At 61.3% G+C, this 12,355-nt stretch carries 15 protein-coding genes; 5 read left to right on the top strand and 10 right to left on the bottom strand.

The features are described 5' to 3' along the window. Positions 1 to 78 precede the first annotated feature (78 nt). The gene (locus ACEN93_RS04980; protein WP_074688708.1) at positions 79 to 282 is read left to right on the top strand and encodes a hypothetical protein; all 204 of its coding nucleotides are present in this window, start codon (positions 79 to 81) and stop codon (positions 280 to 282) included. A gap of 6 nt (positions 283 to 288) precedes the next feature. On the opposite strand, the gene ACEN93_RS04975 is transcribed toward ACEN93_RS04980, so the two are convergent. Both ACEN93_RS04975 and ACEN93_RS04970 read right to left on the bottom strand, forming a co-directional pair. After that, positions 289 to 525: a DUF2789 family protein gene (locus ACEN93_RS04975; RefSeq protein WP_039767041.1), complete on the bottom strand. Its 237-nt coding sequence runs from the start codon at positions 523 to 525 to the stop codon at positions 289 to 291. A 37-nt stretch (positions 526 to 562) separates the two neighbouring features. Further along, a complete protein-coding gene (locus ACEN93_RS04970) occupies positions 563 to 826 on the bottom strand; it encodes a hypothetical protein (protein WP_074688706.1) in 264 nt (87 codons plus the stop codon). Between the two features lie 408 nt (positions 827 to 1,234). On the opposite strand from ACEN93_RS04970, the gene ACEN93_RS04965 reads away from it, so the two are divergent. The 3 genes from ACEN93_RS04965 to ACEN93_RS04955 all read left to right on the top strand — a co-directional run bounded on the left by ACEN93_RS04965 (position 1,235) and on the right by ACEN93_RS04955 (position 3,044). Further along, complete coding sequence (locus tag ACEN93_RS04965; RefSeq protein ID WP_007950541.1) at positions 1,235 to 1,705, top strand: hypothetical protein; 471 nt, start codon at positions 1,235 to 1,237, stop codon at positions 1,703 to 1,705. Continuing rightward, positions 1,702 to 1,899 carry a hypothetical protein gene (locus tag ACEN93_RS04960; RefSeq protein ID WP_039767035.1) on the top strand — a complete coding sequence of 66 codons (198 nt, stop codon included), beginning with the start codon at positions 1,702 to 1,704 and terminating at the stop codon, positions 1,897 to 1,899. The genes ACEN93_RS04965 and ACEN93_RS04960 overlap by 4 nt, the downstream gene beginning before the upstream one ends. 128 nt (positions 1,900 to 2,027) lie before the next feature. Next, complete coding sequence (locus ACEN93_RS04955) at positions 2,028 to 3,044, top strand: ABC transporter substrate-binding protein (RefSeq protein ID WP_039767033.1); 1,017 nt, start codon at positions 2,028 to 2,030, stop codon at positions 3,042 to 3,044. Between the two features lie 114 nt (positions 3,045 to 3,158). Here the strand turns inward: ACEN93_RS04955 and ACEN93_RS04950 are convergent, their stop codons facing one another. Further along, a complete protein-coding gene (locus ACEN93_RS04950) occupies positions 3,159 to 5,291 on the bottom strand; it encodes a TonB-dependent receptor (protein ID WP_495611134.1) in 2,133 nt (710 codons plus the stop codon). A gap of 94 nt (positions 5,292 to 5,385) precedes the next feature. Beyond that, positions 5,386 to 5,772, bottom strand: a complete 387-nt coding sequence (locus tag ACEN93_RS04945; protein ID WP_011334690.1) for a DUF2946 domain-containing protein — start codon at positions 5,770 to 5,772, stop codon at positions 5,386 to 5,388. A gap of 94 nt (positions 5,773 to 5,866) precedes the next feature. Between ACEN93_RS04945 and ACEN93_RS04940 the strand changes: the two genes are divergently transcribed. Beyond that, complete coding sequence (locus ACEN93_RS04940) at positions 5,867 to 6,307, top strand: DUF3995 domain-containing protein (RefSeq protein ID WP_074688700.1); 441 nt, start codon at positions 5,867 to 5,869, stop codon at positions 6,305 to 6,307. Here ACEN93_RS04940 and ACEN93_RS04935 read toward each other — a convergent pair. From ACEN93_RS04935 to ACEN93_RS04910, 6 genes are read right to left on the bottom strand one after another with little or no spacing between them, the layout of a single operon-like run. Next, positions 6,304 to 6,666 carry a Na+/H+ antiporter subunit G gene (locus ACEN93_RS04935; RefSeq protein WP_064379433.1) on the bottom strand — a complete coding sequence of 121 codons (363 nt, stop codon included), beginning with the start codon at positions 6,664 to 6,666 and terminating at the stop codon, positions 6,304 to 6,306. The two genes, ACEN93_RS04940 and ACEN93_RS04935, sit on opposite strands and share 4 nt — an antisense overlap. Continuing rightward, positions 6,663 to 6,941, bottom strand: coding sequence for a K+/H+ antiporter subunit F (locus tag ACEN93_RS04930; protein ID WP_011334688.1), 279 nt, complete (start codon positions 6,939 to 6,941; stop codon positions 6,663 to 6,665). Before ACEN93_RS04930 ends, ACEN93_RS04935 begins: the two co-directional genes overlap by 4 nt. Continuing rightward, complete coding sequence (locus ACEN93_RS04925; RefSeq protein ID WP_039767025.1) at positions 6,938 to 7,426, bottom strand: Na+/H+ antiporter subunit E; 489 nt, start codon at positions 7,424 to 7,426, stop codon at positions 6,938 to 6,940. The genes ACEN93_RS04930 and ACEN93_RS04925 overlap by 4 nt, the downstream gene beginning before the upstream one ends. Next, positions 7,423 to 9,102 carry a monovalent cation/H+ antiporter subunit D gene (locus ACEN93_RS04920; protein ID WP_414882851.1) on the bottom strand — a complete coding sequence of 560 codons (1,680 nt, stop codon included), beginning with the start codon at positions 9,100 to 9,102 and terminating at the stop codon, positions 7,423 to 7,425. The genes ACEN93_RS04925 and ACEN93_RS04920 overlap by 4 nt, the downstream gene beginning before the upstream one ends. Then, entirely contained in the window at positions 9,099 to 9,443 is a 345-nt protein-coding gene (locus ACEN93_RS04915; protein ID WP_003192163.1) for a Na+/H+ antiporter subunit C, read from the bottom strand. Before ACEN93_RS04915 ends, ACEN93_RS04920 begins: the two co-directional genes overlap by 4 nt. Next, positions 9,443 to 12,343 (bottom strand): monovalent cation/H+ antiporter subunit A, encoded by a 2,901-nt coding sequence (locus tag ACEN93_RS04910; RefSeq protein ID WP_039767016.1) that lies wholly within the window; start codon positions 12,341 to 12,343, stop codon positions 9,443 to 9,445. Before ACEN93_RS04910 ends, ACEN93_RS04915 begins: the two co-directional genes overlap by 1 nt. Positions 12,344 to 12,355 lie beyond the last annotated feature (12 nt).

Raw genomic sequence — 12,355 nt, 5'->3', positions numbered from 1 at the left:
CGGAGTTGCTGTTTCCTCTTGATCCAAATCATTAACATGCCCACATAGTTAGGTTGCTAATGAAATTGGGAGGTCAACATGCAATGCAGAGTCGATGTCGCGGTGATGATCGGCACCGGTGTACCCGCCGGTCTGCGCGCGATGGGGCAAAGTGTCTGCTGGGTGGTGCTGCTCAATGGCGAACGCCGGGGCACTGCGTTTGCAAGTCGTAACGAGGCGGAAGAGTGCAGGGCTGCATGGCTTGCGCAATTGAGCGCTGAAACCGGTGACAGCCTGCACTGATCAAGATTACTTGCCCCGGTGCAGGCGCACATTCAGCTCATCGACCATGATGGCTTCCTCGCCATCGGCCCGCAGCCACTCCTTGAGCATTTGCGCCTGTTGTGGGCTCCAGAAGTCGGCGTCGATCAGCTTGGTATCGGCATCCAGCGGATGGGCTTCGATGAAGTCGTCGATCGCCGTTTCCTCCGAAGGCAGCCCTAATTGATCGAACAGGGTTGTCAGGTTGTAGGCAGGCAGTTCCATGGTGTGCTCCTTGAAAGATGGCGGGGTCGATCTCTCTTTATCTGAGGTGCTCGCTGGCCAGGAGTTCGATCCGGGATTCAAGTGAACGGGCGAGGGCGCAAGCGGCGTTGTGATTCTCACGGAAACCTCTGACAAGCCCCGTCGACTTTTCCCTGATATGGAAAAAGCCGTTGCCCGCCGGGATTACCTGAAACAACGGTGCCTGACCGCAAGACTCGATTGCAGGAACAGTCTCGAAGGCTGGAGTGTTCAAGGCAAAGGCGGGTTCGTGAGTCACGGCAAAATGCGTCATAGTGCACATATGAAGTCCTTTTCATGGTTTGACCCGCATTTACAGGGTGTTGCGGGTAGTCGCGAACAGCATCGCTGCTCTAGAATCGCCAACACCTGTTGACGGCATGGCCCTATCTAAAGCAATTTTTTGCGTGCGATATGTCGGAAAAGTGCTTTTGTTGGTGAGTTTTTTCCCTAAAGTTCGTAGTCAGTTTTTTCCTGGCCGGCCGTGACGCGTTTTCCTTCAACATTTGGAGAACGTCTTTGCAGGTTTCGCGAGTGGCATTCCAGTAGTCTTGTGCAACTCGCGTTGAATGAGCACTTCGCTCCCTCAGGCGTATATTCGAGTCATCGCGCAACACCTTCGGCCCGGCCGACTTTTTTTGCTGTGCGCGCTTTCGCGTATGGCACTCTTTTCAAGTGTGGGGATGTTTCTTTGGCAGTCAGTAACCTCGATATGCATGCTTTGTTCGTGCTGGGTGATTTGCGGGCAAAGCTGGTCAAGCAGTTTCAATCGCGTTTTGTTTACATCACCGAGCAAAACGCCGAAGGCATTTACGTTGCCGAGATCGACACCGAAAGCGCATTGGTGGTCGATGACAAACCTGGCCTCAAGCTCAAGGTCGGCGATCATTTCAGCGCGTCGGTACTGCCCAGCCGTGAAGGCGGCAAGATGGACATCCGCTTTCGCGAAATCAAAATGACCGTGTACGGTCTGGGCGACTACGCGTTCGTCACCACGGCCGATGGCCACGCCATCGTGTTCAAGGAAGGCCACAGCGCGGTTACCGTGTTCGCCGCCAATGAACAACTGCAGGAAGGCCTGACCAAAACCTTGAAAGCCGTCACCGCCAAAGCCGCCAAGTGGCGCAAGGGCGAACTGGTGACGTTCAAGGCCAGCGAGTGAGCCGCGCCGATTTCCATTTGCAGAACCTCGACAGCGCCCGCGAGGAAGCACGTCGGTTGTTCACGGCAAAGGCTGAATTGAAGGGTGCCTGGCTGGGTTGGGTCGCCTCGCAAATCTACGCCTTGCAGCCTGCGGAATACGCCAGCATGGTCAGACGCGAGCTGAAGAGCCTGCAGGAAATGTCTGAAAAGTAGCCTCGTGCGTGTCATGCCCCTGAAAAAGCAGGAACCTCGTCTACAGTCAGTTGACTGAGTATTCAGAGGCTTGCGGTCTTCTGTCAGGCCATCCTGCTATTGCTGTGAACGGCACGAGGTGCAAAAGCATGAACGGATTTCGACGGTTGCTGGCTGCTGGGTTGACCACATTCGGCCTGATGACGGTGGTGCCTTCGGTGAGCGCGGCACAGGCGCCGATTCACTTTGCCGATCTGAACTGGGAAAGCGGCAGCCTGATTACCGACGTCCTGCGGATCATCGTCGAGAAGGGTTACGGCCTGCCGACCGATACCTTGCCGGGCACCACCATCACCCTTGAGACTGCGCTGGCCAACAATGACATTCAGGTCATCGGCGAAGAGTGGGCCGGGCGCAGTCCGGTATGGGTCAAGGCCGAGGCCGAAGGCAAGGTCGCCAGCCTGGGCGATACGGTCAAAGGTGCCACTGAAGGCTGGTGGGTGCCGGAGTACGTGATCAAGGGCGACCCGGCCAAGGGTATCAAACCCTTGGCGCCGGATCTGCGCAGTGTCAGCGATCTGAAGAAGTACAAGGACGTGTTCAAGGATCCGGAAACCCCGAGCAAGGGCCGGTTCCTCAACAGCCCGATCGGTTGGACGTCGGAGGTGGTGAACAAGCAGAAGCTCACGGCTTATGGCTTGCAGAATGACTTCACCAATTTCCGTAGTGGCTCCGGTGCTGCGCTGGATGCCGAGATCAGTTCATCGATCCGCCGCGGCAAGCCGGTGCTGTTCTATTACTGGTCGCCGACACCGTTGCTCGGCAAGTTCAAGCTGATCCAACTGGAAGAGCCGCCGTTCGATGCCGAGGCCTGGAAGACCCTGACCGACGCCGACAACCCCAATCCGAAACCGACCCGGTCACTGGCCTCGAAGCTGTCGATCGGGGTGTCCACGCCGTTCCAGAAGCAGTATCCGCAGATCGCCGAGTTCTTCAGCAAGGTCGACTTTCCGATTGATGATCTGAACAAGGCGCTGGCCGAGATGAGTGAAAAACACACGCCACCTCGTGATGCGGCGACAGCGTTCATGAAAGCGCATCCGGATGTGTGGCAGGCGTGGCTGCCGAAGGATGTGGCAGATAAGGTTTCAGCTGATTTGAAATAGAGGTCGTACCGATGGGCGTCATCGCGGGCAAGCCCGCTCTCACAGGTTTTTCGGTGTGCTCTGAGCGTTGCAAACACATCGATTCCTGTGGGAGCGGGCTTGCCCGCGAAGCTTTTAGAAGCGGGTTTGCACAGCCAGCTCAAAGGTGCGCGGTGTGCCGAGGTAATACGCCGGCGACACATGGGCGAACTCGGCATACACCTCATTCGTCAGGTTGCGCACCCGTCCGGTCACAGTTGTGTGCGAGTCCACCTTGTAGCTGAGAAAGCTGCCAAACAACGTGTACGACGGCACGGTCATGGTGTTGGCCGTGTCGGCGAACACCGACGCCACGTACCGTGCATCGACCCCGCCTTGCCATTGCGGCGAGAAATCGTAGGTCAGCCACAGATTGCCGACCCGGTCCGGCACGTTGGTCGGTGTATTGCCCTTGCGCGAAACCACCACACCGGCGGCGTTCTTCTCGTTGAACTCATCGTATTGCGCATCGACCCAGGCGAAGTTGCCTTCGGCCAGCAACTTGTCGGTGATCCGCAGCGAGCTGGCAATCTCGATGCCCTTCGAAGTCTGCTGGCCGACCGGAATGCTGCTGGTCGGGTCCAGTGGATCCGTCACTGCGAAGTCCTTGCGCTCGATGGTGTAGGCGGCCACCGTCGCCGAACCGCGCCCGTTCAGGTAGTCGAACTTGCTGCCGATTTCCCATTGTTTGCCGGTCGAGACGTCGAAGTCCTGGGTGCCACTGGGTTGCTCGGCGGCGGTGCTGTATTGCACGTACACATTGGCTGACGGAATGAACTGATACGTCAGGCCGACACGCCCGGTGACCGGTTCCCAACTGCGCTTCAAATGACGCGGGTTGCTCGCGGTCACAGTGCGATGGTTGGTCACGTCGAGGTCGATGTCGTCATAGCGAAGACCGGTCAGCAGCGAGAGCTTGTCGGTCAGTGCCAGGCGGTTTTCGCCGAACAGCGCTTTGGTCGTGACTTCGTTGGTCTTGTCGCTGACGAAACCCGGCATCGTTCCGGGGATGTCATAGAAATGCCCCGGTCGGTAGTTGTTCGGGTCCACCGCGCTGGCGCCTTTGACGTTCAGCGGCGAGTTGGTGGTCTGGTTGACCTTGTACTCGAATCCGCCGGACCAGGTGGTGTGGAGGCCGAACAGGGTGTTGTCGTGGCGCAGTTCGAACTGGTTGCCGTTCTGCTCGCCCTGGTGTCGCACCTGATACGCAGTGGAGCGGTTCACCGCGCTGTTGTCGGCGTTGTATTGATAGGTTTCCAGGTTGCGGTAATCACGCTGACTGTCGAGGTGATAGAGGGTGTTGCGCAGGGTGGTGCTGTCGTTGATCCGGTAATCGATGATCGAGCGCACCCAGATCGTCCGCTGCTCGTAGCGGCCGTCCTCGACGTTGTAGTTGTTGAAGCGGTTGTGCTTGTCGATCTTCAACTCGCCGGCCTTGGGGCTGAGCACCGGCGTGCCCCAGTACGGGCTGTCCTCGTGTTCGTCCTGATATTCCAGGGCCAGGGTGTGCGACAGGTTCGGCGTCAGGTCACTGAGCAACGAGAACGCCGCGCTCCAGGCATCGCGTTCCTGGCGGTCGATGTAGCCGTTGCTGGTGTTGTGGCTGACGTCGAGACGCGCGTAGTGCTGCACGTCGGCGCCGGGGTCGGTCAGCGCGTGATTGAGGCCGAACGCGGTTTCGGTGGTGTCGTAGGTGCCATAGCTGACCCGGCCTTCGATGGCTTGCTCGTCGCGGGTGGCCAGTTTGGTCACGTAGTTCAGCGAACCACCGACCGAGCCGGCGCCGTTGATCAACGATGACGGGCCGCCGACCAGTTCCACCCGATCATAAATCCATGAATCCACGGGGCGCGCCAGCCCGCCGGAAACGTTGACGCCGTTGAACATCTGGGTGATCTGGCTGCTGGTGAAACCGCGATAGGAGACGAATCCGCCAAAGCCCGGCGGTGCACTGGCGTTCACACCCGGCAAGGTGTTGGCCGCGTCCTGAAAGTTTTGCGAACCGCGACGTTCGATGTCACTGCGGTTGGCAATGGCCACCGAGGCCGGGGTGTCACGCACGCTGAGGCCGAGGCGCGAGGCCATGCCGCTGGACTGGTCGAGGCTCAGGCCGGGTTCGGCGCCGGACTCGCCGTCAATAGTGATCGGCGCCAGATCCACGGTGGATTGCGCCCAGACGTTGACGGACAGGCAGCCGCACAGGCTCGCCAGCAAGGTAAGTTGTTTCATTGATTGAATCCTGAATGCTTGTTCTCGGAGTCAGCGCACAGGCGAACGCCGCGCGTTGGCGCAGTGGGCTGACAGATCAAAAAGGCAAGGGCACTCAGGCGAGCGGCGGGGCGCGGGGATTGGCCGAAGGCCAGATAAAGCGGGCAGGAAGGTCGGCACTGACGATGGCCGGCAGCGGCGGGCTGTGTTGTTCCGGCAGAATCGCCAGGGTCAGGCTGGAGTTGAACGCCGGGCCCATGCCTCCGGTGGAGCAGAGCGGACAGCCGAAGGCTTTGGCCAGGGTCGGCAGTTTTTCTTCGGCGGGATTTGAGGCGAGCGGCGCCTGGGTGCTCGGGTCGACGGCACAGAACTGTCCGCCGATACCGTTGAGCTGCATACCGACCATTTGTCCGTGACCGATGCTGCAGGCGAACACGTTGAACAGGACGCAGCAATAGAGCATCCAGGCCAGCAGTGAGCGATCGGTACGGGTGAATTTCATGGGGCGGCACTTTACCGCACCGCCGATCGGTCGTGCACATGGAAAAATGCCGACTAGGATGTTTTGTTCAAATCCCTTTCAAGGATTCTCGACCATGACCTTTGTGTTGGCTCAATGGCTGGTGACGACATTCGCGGTGATCAGCCTGATGCATGTGTATTGGGCGATGGGTGGGCAGTGGGCGGCCGTTGCGGTGGTGCCGCAGGTTCCGGTGGATAACGGCGGGCTGACCCTCAGGCCTGCGTTCAAGCCGTCAGGCTGGATCACGCTGGTGGTGGCGGCAGCTCTGCTACTGATTGCCGCACTGGTGTGCATGCGAGTGGGGTGGTGGCTGCCCGCCGTGCATCACTGGGCGCTGCAATGGGTGATCAGCGCGATTGCGCTGTTGATGTTTGCGCGGGCGATCGGCGATTCGGAGCTGGTGGGTTTTTTCAAGGAAGTGAAGGGATCGAGGTTTGCCCGGCTCGACACTTGGGTTTACTCGCCGCTGTGTCTGATATTGGGAGCCGGGCTGTTGGCTGTCGCCTGGATCTAGCTGCCGGTTTCAGTACGCCGGCTGCTGACCTCGGCCGGCACGTCATCCCCGGCCATGCGCTTGCGGAACAATGCCGCCCGCGCCAGCAGCAGGGTGGTCACTGGCACGGTGATCGACAGCAGAATCGGGATCAGCCATGCGTGCAGCACCGGCCCGGACTTGAGTGCGGAAAAACAGATGATCGAGGCCAGCGCCACGCACCACGCGCCGAGGGTCGAGGCCAGCGCCGGCGGGTGCATGCGCTGGAAGTAATCCTTCATCCGCAGCAGGCCGGTCGCACCGATCAGGGCGAAAATACCGCTGAGCACCAGCAGAATTGCCACCGGGATTTCCACCCACAAAGACAGTTCAGCGTTCATTCGATCACCTCGCCACGCAGGAGGAATTTCGCCAGGGCAAACGAGCCGACGAAGCCGAACAGCGCGATCAGCAGCGCCGCTTCGAAGTAGGTGTCACTGGCATAACGAATCCCCAGGGTCAGCATCATCAGCATGGCGACGATGTACAGGTAATCCAGCGCCAGTACCCGGTCCTGCGCCGACGGGCCTTTGAACAGGCGCACCAGCGTGAGGACCATGGCCAGGGAAAACAGGAACAGCGTCAGCAGAATCGCGTTCGACAGCAGCGGGCTCATTCGAAAATCTCCATCAACGGCCGCTCGTAAGTGACCTTGAAGTGCTGGATGAACTGCGCCTCGTCATCCAGATCCCAGACGTGCAGCAACAGAATGCTGCGATCCAGCGCCAGTTCCGACCAGACTGTGCCGGGAATAACCGTGGTGATCATCGACAATGCTGCCAGGCCGTTGGCGTCGCGCAGGTCCAGCGGCACCTTGATGAAGCGCGAGCGAGGCGGGCGGCGACCGGCGTTGAGCACGCCCCAGGCCACCTGCAGGTTCGAGACGATCACGTCACGCCCGACCAGCAGAAACAATCGCAGGATCGTGCCCGGGCGGCGGATGTGAATCCGCTGCGGGCGCAATTTGCGCATCATCAGCGGGGCGCAGAAACCGAGTACGGCACCCAGCAGCAGGTTGCCCGGGCTGACCGACAGGTTCAGTACCAGCCACAGCAACCACAGCGCAAGCGACAACCACGGAGCCGGAAACAGACGCTTCATGGTTGCACCTCCAGCAGCGCAGCCTTGGCTTCCGGGCTCGGCACGGCGCGGGTGCCGAGTACCGCCATTACGTATTGCTGCGGATTGTTCAGGGCATCGGCCGCTGCCTGGGTGTAACGCAGCAGTGGTTCAGCCTTGAAGGTCAGCGCGATGCTCAGGCCGAGCAGCAGGAAAATCGGTGTGCATTCCAGTTTGCGCAGCAGCGGCGACGGGCGCTCCTCTGGCGACCAGAAGCGCTGGATCCCCAGGCGTGAGAACGCCATCAGCGAGCCGAGGCCTGTAAGAATCAGCAAGGCCAGTAAGCCCCAGGCGGCATTCGAGATCGGTTCGCCTGCGCCGAGGCCCAGTGGATTGAGCAGGGCGCCGATCAGGTTCAGCTTGCCGATGAAGCCGGACAGCGGCGGCATGCCGATAATCAGCAGCGCGCAGGCAATGAAGCTCAGACCGAGGAACGCCATGGTCCATGGGATCACCTGACCGACCACCGCTTTCTGATCGTCGTCGAGGTTGATGCCCTTGACCGGACGCTGCCATTCCTGCGGACGTGGCAGCAGTTCGTTTTCATCTTCCAGCGGCACTTCGATGGCGGTACGCGAACGTTCGATCAATTCGGCCAGCAGGAACAGCGCACTCAGCGCCAGGGTCGAGCTGACCAAATAGAACAGCGCGGCGCCGATCAGGTTTGGCTGGGCGAAACCCACGGCCGACAGCAGAATCCCTGCCGATACCAGAATGCTCAGGCTGGCCATGCGTTCCAGGCGTTGCGCGGCAATGATCGCCACGCCCGCGCCGGCCATGGTCGCCATGCCGCCGTAGATCAACCAATCGCCGCCAAAATACGCCGAAGCGCCGGCCTGGCCGGAGAACAGCAGCGTCCACAGGCGCAGCAAGGTGTAGACACCGACCTTGGTCATGATCGCGAAAATCGCCGCGACTGGCGCGCTGGCCGACGAGTAGGCCGGCACCAGCCAGAAGTTCAGCGGCCACATGCCGGCCTTGGCCAGGAACGCCACGGCCAGAATTCCCGCGCCGGCGTGCAGCAGGCCACGGTCGGCTTCCGGCACCAGCGGGATCTTCAGGGCCAGATCCGCCATGTTCAACGTGCCGGTCACGCCGTAGATCAACGCCGCGCCGATCAGGAACAGCGACGACGCCAGCAGGTTGATCGAGATGTAATGCAGCCCCGACGACACTCGGGCCCGGCCCGAGCCGTGGAGCAGCAAACCGTAGGACGCGGCCAGCAATACCTCGAAGAACACGAACAGGTTGAACAGGTCTGCGGTCAGGAACGCGCCGTACAGCCCCATCAACTGAATCTGGAACAGCGCGTGGAAGCTCGACCCGGCGCCGTCCCAGCGGGCCATGGCGAACAGCAGGGCGCTGACGCCAATGATTCCGGTCAGCACCAGCATCAATGCCGACAGACGATCGACCACCAGCACGATGCCGAACGGCACCTGCCAGTTGCCCGGCAGATAAACCCCAATCGAACCGGGCACGCCGGTGGTCTGGGTCCATTGCAGCAGCATCACCGAAATGCCGAGGCCGAGGAGGCTGGAGAACAGGTTGATTTTCGCCTTCAGCGGACGGTGCTTTTCGCCGAGCATCAGCATGATGGCGGCAGTCAGCAGCGGCAGCAGAATCGGTGCGGCGATCAGGTGAGTCATCGCCGTCATTCCTTGGGCTCCCTTCCGTCAACGTGGTCGGTGCCGGTCAGGCCCCGTGAGGCCAGCAACACCACCAGGAACAATGCGGTCATGGCGAAGCTGATGACGATGGCCGTCAGCACCAGCGCTTGGGGCAGCGGGTCGGTGTAATTGAGCAGGTCCTGCGGCACGCCGTCCTTGATGATCGGCTCCTTGCCGATGAACAGGCTGCCCATGCTGAAGATGAACAGATTGACGCCGTAGGACAGCAGGCACAGGCCCATCACCACCTGGAACGTCCGTGGTCGCAGGATCAGCCAGACCCCGGACGCGGCGAGCACGCCGATGGCGATTGCGATGACTTCTTCCATCAGACGGCTCCTTTGGCGGCAGCGGTTTTATGGCCCCGGACTGATTGGTGGGCGAGGGCGGTGAGGATCAGCAAAGTCGAGCCGACCACCACGGCGTAGACGCCGATATCGAAGAACAGCGCGCTGGCGATATGGATATCACCCAGCAGCGGCAAGCTGAAATGCCAGGTGTGGGTGGTGAGGAATGGATACCCGACCGCCATCGCCCCAAGCCCGGTGACGGTGGCGAACAGCAGGCCGGTGCCCATCCAGCGCAGTGGGCGCAGGCTCATTTGCGCCTCGACCCACTGGGTGCCGGCGACCATGTATTGCAGGATGAACGCCACCGACATCACCAGACCGGCGACGAAACCGCCACCCGGCTGGTTGTGCCCGCGCATGAACAGATAGAACGACACCACCAGCGCAATCGGCAGCAGCAGGCGCACCAGCACCGCCGGCACCATCATGAAGCCGAGCGCGGTATCGCTGGCCGAGCGCGGGTTGACCAGATCGGTGACCACGTCGGGGGCGAGCAGGCGCTGTTGGGCCGGCAGTTGCAGGCTTTCTTTCGGCGGGCGGAAGCGACGCAGCAGGGCGAACACGGTCAGTGCCACGGCGGCGAGCACTGTGATCTCACCAAGGGTGTCGAAACCACGGAAATCCACCAGCATCACGTTGACCACGTTGCTGCCGCCGCCCTCGGGCAGGGCGCGACTCAGATAGAACGAGGAAATGTCGTTCGGCGTCTGCCGGGTCAGCATCGCGTAGGACAGCAGCGCCATGCCGCCACCAACGGCAATCGACAGCAGCAAGTCGCGCAGACGTCGAACCCGCGCCTTGCGCAGGCTGCTTGGCAGCGGCGAAACCTCTTCGATCCGCCGTGGCAGCCAGCGCAGGCCAAGCAGGATCAGCACGGTGGTCACCACTTCGACTACCAGTTGCGTCAGGGCCAGATCCGGTGCCGAGAACCAGACGAAGGTCACGCAGGTCATCAGGCCGCAGACACTGACCATGGTCAGTGCGGCGAGACGGTGATACTTGGCCTGCCACGCAGCACCCAGGGCGCAGGCGATTGCCAGCAGCCACAGGGTCACGAACACGATCGAGCCCGGAATCTTCGGCCGGTCGCCCCAGCTCAGGCTGCTGTGCAGCATCGGGATCAGCCCGGCCAGCACCGCCGCCAGCACCATCAGGAACAATTGCGCTTGCAGGCGCTTGGTGCCGATTCGTCGCTCCAGGCGTCGAGCCAGGCGCATCATCGCCACCAGGCTGCGTTCGAACATTCGCTTGCCGTTAAGGCGACCCGCCAGCGGCGGATACTTGAAGCGGCCGCGCTTGAGTTGGTTGCGCAGTAGCAGATACAGCACGATGCCACCGGACATGGCGATCAGGCTCATGATCATCGGTGCATTGAGGCCGTGCCAGATCGCCAGGCTGTATTCCGGCAGCACGCCGCCCACCACCGGCAAGGCGGCAGCGGCGAGCAACGGGCCGACCACCTGGGCCGGGAAAATCCCCACCAGCAGGCAGGTGAACACCAGCAGTTCCACCGGTGCACGCATCCAGCGCGGCGGTTCGTGCGGGGTGTGCGGCAGGTCGGTGGCGGTCGGGCCGAAGAATACGTCGACGGTGAATCTCAGCGAGTAGGCAACGCTGAACATCCCGGCAATGGTCGCGACGATCGGCAGGCTGGTTTCAACCCAGGCGGTGGCGTTGATGAACACGGTTTCGGCGAAGAACATCTCCTTGGACAGGAAACCGTTGAGCAGCGGCACGCCGGCCATGGACGCACTGGCGACCATCGCCAGGGTGGCGGTGAAGGGAATCAGTTTGAACAGACCGTTGAGCTTGCGGATATCGCGGGTACCGCTTTCGTGGTCGATGATCCCGGCGGCCATGAACAGCGAGGCCTTGAAGGTCGCGTGGTTGAGAATGTGGAACACCGCCGCCACAGCGGCCAGCGGACTGTTCAAACCCAGCAGCAGCGTGATCAGGCCGAGGTGGCTGATGGTCGAGTAGGCCAGCAGCCCTTTGAGATCGTTCTGAAACATCGCGCAGTACGCGCCGAGCAACAGCGTAGCAGCGCCGGCGCCGCTGACGATGTAGAACCATTCTTCGCTGCCGGACAGCGATGGCCACAGACGGGCCAGCAGGAAAACCCCGGCCTTGACCATGGTCGCCGAGTGCAGGTACGCCGAAACCGGTGTGGGTGCCGCCATCGCGTGGGGCAGCCAGAAGTGGAAGGGGAACTGGGCGCTTTTGCTGAGGGCGCCGATAAGAATGAGGGGAAGCAGGATGGGGTAGAGGGCATGTGCGCGAATCAGATCGCCGGCGGCCAGGACCTTGTCCAGGTCATAGCTGCCGACCACATGGCCGAGGATCATGACCCCCGCCAGCAGGCACAATCCCCCTGCACCAGTGACCATCAACGCCATGTACGCGCCACGACGCGCGTCGTGGCGGTGGTGCCAGTAGCCGATCAACAGGAACGAGAAGAGGCTGGTCAGCTCCCAGAAAAATACGATCTGGATCAGGTTGCCGGAGATCACCAGCCCGAGCATGGCACCCATGAACGCCAGAAAAAACGCGAAGAAGCGCGGCACCGGATCGTCCGGCGACATGTAATAACGGGCATATAAGGAAACGAGGGTGCCGATGCCCAGCACCAGCATCGAGAACAGCCAGGCGAAGCCGTCCATGCGCAGGACGAAGTTCAGGCCCAGGCTGGGCAGCCAGGTGAATTCTTCGCGAATCACGCCGCCGTGGGCGATCTGCGGGTACAGCAGCGCGACCGAGACAGTGCCGATCAGTGCGACCAGACCTGCCAGCAGGGATTCGGCGTTACGTGCGTTGTGCGGCAGCACGGCTGCCAGACAGCTGCCCAGAAAAGGCAGAAGCAGTAGAACTATCAGGGACATAGGCTTCTAATC

It is taken from the genome of Pseudomonas sp. Pseusp21, assembly GCF_059492145.1.
Note: the sequence above shows the minus strand (reverse complement) of the source record. Positions and strands in the feature narration are given on the sequence as shown.

What these genes read in the sequence shown, in the direction of transcription:
- ACEN93_RS04980 (WP_074688708.1), top strand. Translation starts at nt 79, where the DNA reads ATGCAATGCAGAGTCGATGTCGCGGTGATGATCGGCACCGGTGTACCC.
- ACEN93_RS04975 (WP_039767041.1), bottom strand. Translation starts at nt 525, where the DNA reads ATGGAACTGCCTGCCTACAACCTGACAACCCTGTTCGATCAATTAGGG.
- ACEN93_RS04970 (WP_074688706.1), bottom strand. Translation starts at nt 826, where the DNA reads ATGTGCACTATGACGCATTTTGCCGTGACTCACGAACCCGCCTTTGCC.
- ACEN93_RS04955 (WP_039767033.1), top strand. Translation starts at nt 2,028, where the DNA reads ATGAACGGATTTCGACGGTTGCTGGCTGCTGGGTTGACCACATTCGGC.
- ACEN93_RS04950 (WP_495611134.1), bottom strand. Translation starts at nt 5,291, where the DNA reads ATGAAACAACTTACCTTGCTGGCGAGCCTGTGCGGCTGCCTGTCCGTC.
- ACEN93_RS04945 (WP_011334690.1), bottom strand. Translation starts at nt 5,772, where the DNA reads ATGAAATTCACCCGTACCGATCGCTCACTGCTGGCCTGGATGCTCTAT.
- ACEN93_RS04940 (WP_074688700.1), top strand. Translation starts at nt 5,867, where the DNA reads ATGACCTTTGTGTTGGCTCAATGGCTGGTGACGACATTCGCGGTGATC.
- ACEN93_RS04935 (WP_064379433.1), bottom strand. Translation starts at nt 6,666, where the DNA reads ATGAACGCTGAACTGTCTTTGTGGGTGGAAATCCCGGTGGCAATTCTG.
- ACEN93_RS04930 (WP_011334688.1), bottom strand. Translation starts at nt 6,941, where the DNA reads ATGAGCCCGCTGCTGTCGAACGCGATTCTGCTGACGCTGTTCCTGTTT.
- ACEN93_RS04925 (WP_039767025.1), bottom strand. Translation starts at nt 7,426, where the DNA reads ATGAAGCGTCTGTTTCCGGCTCCGTGGTTGTCGCTTGCGCTGTGGTTG.
- ACEN93_RS04920 (WP_414882851.1), bottom strand. Translation starts at nt 9,102, where the DNA reads ATGACGGCGATGACTCACCTGATCGCCGCACCGATTCTGCTGCCGCTG.
- ACEN93_RS04915 (WP_003192163.1), bottom strand. Translation starts at nt 9,443, where the DNA reads ATGGAAGAAGTCATCGCAATCGCCATCGGCGTGCTCGCCGCGTCCGGG.
- ACEN93_RS04910 (WP_039767016.1), bottom strand. Translation starts at nt 12,343, where the DNA reads ATGTCCCTGATAGTTCTACTGCTTCTGCCTTTTCTGGGCAGCTGTCTG.